We start from the raw sequence: 3,011 nt of genomic DNA, 5'->3' as shown, positions 1-3,011 counted from the left end.
GCCGTTAGTCCTTCGGGTTCTGGTAGTTTGTTTGCGCGGCATGCTGCGGTTAGTGTGTTGGCGAGGAGGCATGCGATTGTCATGGGTCCGACGCCTCCGGGGACGGGGGTGATGGCGCTGGCGTGTTGGGAGGCGCTGGCGTAGTCGACGTCGCCGACAAGGCGGGTTTTGGCGCTGCCATCGTCATTGGTGCCCTTTTCGGGCGCGTCGATGCGGTTGATGCCCACATCGATCACCGTGGCACCCTCTTTGATCCAGTCGCCTGGTACCATTTCCGGGCGACCCACGGCGGCGATCACGATGTCGGCGCGGCGCACCACGTCGGGCAGGTCCTTGGTGCGGGAATGCGCGATGGTCACGGTGCAGCTGTCGCCCAGCAGCAGCTGCGCCATCGGCTTGCCAACGATGTTCGACCGGCCAATCACAACCGCATCCATGCCCGACAAGGATCCATGGTGGTCGCGCAGCATCATCAGACAACCCAGCGGGGTGCAGGGCACCATCGACTTCTGCCCGGTGCCCAGCAGGCCCACATTCGAGATATGGAACCCGTCCACATCCTTGGCCGGATCGATTGAGTTGATCACCAGATCTTCGTTCAGATGCTTGGGCAGCGGCAGCTGCACCAGGATGCCATGCACCGCCGGATCAGTGTTCAGCGTGTCGATCAACGCCAACAGGTCCGCCTCGGAGGTGTCCACATCCAGCTTGTGCTCATACGAGTTCATTCCGACCTCAACGGTCATCTTGCCCTTGGACCGCACATAGACCTGGCTGGCCGGATCTTCGCCCACCAGGACCACGGCCAGGCCCGGCGTGATACCGTTCTCTTCCTTCAGCTTTGCAACCTGATCGGCCACCTGCGCGCGCACCTTGGCGGCAAAGGCCTTCCCGTCGATAACCTGCGCTACCATCCTGTCATCCCTTCTTTCTAAAAACGGATCGGGCGCAGAGCGCCCGGTCTTTACTCGGGGCCGAGCACACGTTCCTCGCGCGCGATCGACCAGTCAATCAATATGCGCCAGAGCTTTTCGGCCAGATCCGGGTCCATCCCCAGCGCGTCCGAGCTTGCGCGCACGCGTTGCACCACCTCTTCGACACGATCCGGAATGCGGGCCGGCAAGCCCTCCTCCGGTTTCAGCTCGGTCGCGCGGTCAATATAGCTTGCGCGCGTCACCAGCATGTCGATCAATTGGCGATCCAGCTGGTCGATCTGAGCCCGCAGATCCTGCATGGAAAAACAGTCTTGCGGCGGTGTCAGAGTGGGCATGTTCGTCTCCTCATGGCCCGGGGAGATCCCCGGACCACGAGATGTCTTATTCGGCAGCTTAGAACAAGCCTTCGATCTCACCTGCGTCATTGAGGCAGATGCTTTCGGCGGCCGGTTTGCGCGGCAGGCCGGGCATGGTCATGATCTCGCCGCAGACCACCACGATAAAGCCGGCACCGGCGCTCAGGCGCACCTCGCGCACCGGAACCGAATGGCCGGTGGGCGCGCCGCGCAGGGTTGGGTCGGTCGAGAAGGAATACTGCGTCTTGGCCATGCAGACCGGCAGGTTGCCATATCCGGCGTCTTCCCATTCGTGCAGCTGGTTGCGGATCTTGGCGTCGGCCAGAACCTCGTCGGCGCGGTAGATGCGCTTGGCAATGGTTTCGATCTTCTCGAACAAAGGCATCTCATCGGGGTAGATCGGCGCGAAGTTGGCGGTGCCCCCTTCGACGATTTCCACAACCTTCTCGGCCAGCGGCGCCGAGCCTTCCGAGCCCAGCTCCCAATGCCGCGACAGAACCGCCTCGACCCCATGCTCGGCACAATAGTCTTTCACGGCCTGCACTTCCGCATCGGTGTCGGTGACAAAGTGGTTGATCCCAACCACAACCGGCACGCCGAAGGATTTGACGTTCTCGATGTGACGGCCCAGGTTGGCACAGCCCGACTTGACCGCATCAACGTTTTCCGCGCCCAGATCGGCCTTGGCCACGCCGCCGTTCATCTTCATCGCGCGCACGGTGGCGACCAGCACCACAGCCGACGGCGCAATGCCCGCCTTGCGGCACTTGATGTTCATGAACTTCTCGGCGCCCAGATCAGCGCCAAAGCCAGCCTCGGTCACAACATAGTCAGCCACTTTCAGCGCCGTCTTGGTCGCAATGACCGAGTTACAGCCATGCGCGATATTGGCAAACGGGCCACCATGGACAAAGGCCGGGTTGTTTTCCAGCGTCTGCACCAGGTTCGGCTGCATCGCGTCCTTCAGAAGCACGGTCATTGCGCCTTCGGCCTTGATGTCGCGGCAATACACGGTTGTCTTGTCGCGACGGTAGGCCACGATGATGTCACCCAGACGTTTTTCCAGGTCTTTCAGGTCGTTGGCCAGGCACAGAATGGCCATGACCTCGGACGCCACGGTGATGTCAAAGCCGGTTTCGCGCGGGAAGCCGTTCGACACACCGCCCAAAGACGCTGTGATCTGACGCAGCGCCCGGTCGTTCATGTCGACCACACGACGCCACGCGACGCGACGGGTGTCGATCTCGCACGCATTGCCCCAGTAAATGTGATTGTCGATCATCGCCGACAGCAGCGAATGCGCCGAGGTAATCGCGTGAAAATCCCCGGTGAAGTGCAGGTTCATGTCCTCCATCGGAACAACCTGAGCATAGCCACCGCCCGCAGCACCGCCCTTCATGCCGAAGTTCGGGCCAAGCGAGGCCTCACGAATACAGATCATCGCGTTCTTGCCAATCCGGTTCAGACCATCGCCCAGACCAACGGTAGTCGTCGTCTTACCCTCACCCGCAGGCGTCGGGTTGATCGCCGTCACCAAAATCAGCTTGCCGTCTTCTCGACCCTGAACCGAATTGATGAACTCCTGGCTCACCTTCGCCTTGTCATGGCCATACGGCAGAAGATCGTCGCTGGAAATCCCAATCTTACCACCAATCTCCTGGATCGGCTGCTTAATGGCCTCTCGGGCAATCTCAATGTCAGATTTATAACTCATGTGGGC

The 3,011-nt window shown here is 61.0% G+C and carries 3 protein-coding genes; all 3 read right to left on the bottom strand.

Annotation, left to right across the window (positions count from 1 at the left end; genetic code table 11):
* On the bottom strand, positions 1–914 hold a 914-nt coding region (gene folD / locus ACR0BU_RS24590; protein ID WP_480739552.1), incomplete at its 3' end, for a bifunctional methylenetetrahydrofolate dehydrogenase/methenyltetrahydrofolate cyclohydrolase FolD.
* Between the two features lie 50 nt (positions 915–964).
* Positions 965–1,270 (bottom strand): chorismate mutase, encoded by a 306-nt coding sequence (locus ACR0BU_RS24585; RefSeq protein WP_298938596.1) that lies wholly within the window; start codon positions 1,268–1,270, stop codon positions 965–967.
* A 58-nt stretch (positions 1,271–1,328) separates the two neighbouring features.
* Positions 1,329–3,005: a formate--tetrahydrofolate ligase gene (locus tag ACR0BU_RS24580; protein WP_480739553.1), complete on the bottom strand. Its 1,677-nt coding sequence runs from the start codon at positions 3,003–3,005 to the stop codon at positions 1,329–1,331.
* Positions 3,006–3,011: the final 6 nt, after the last annotated feature.

It is taken from the genome of Ruegeria sp. CK2 (genome assembly GCF_056536585.1).
This window is presented reverse-complemented; position numbering and strand designations above follow the sequence as displayed.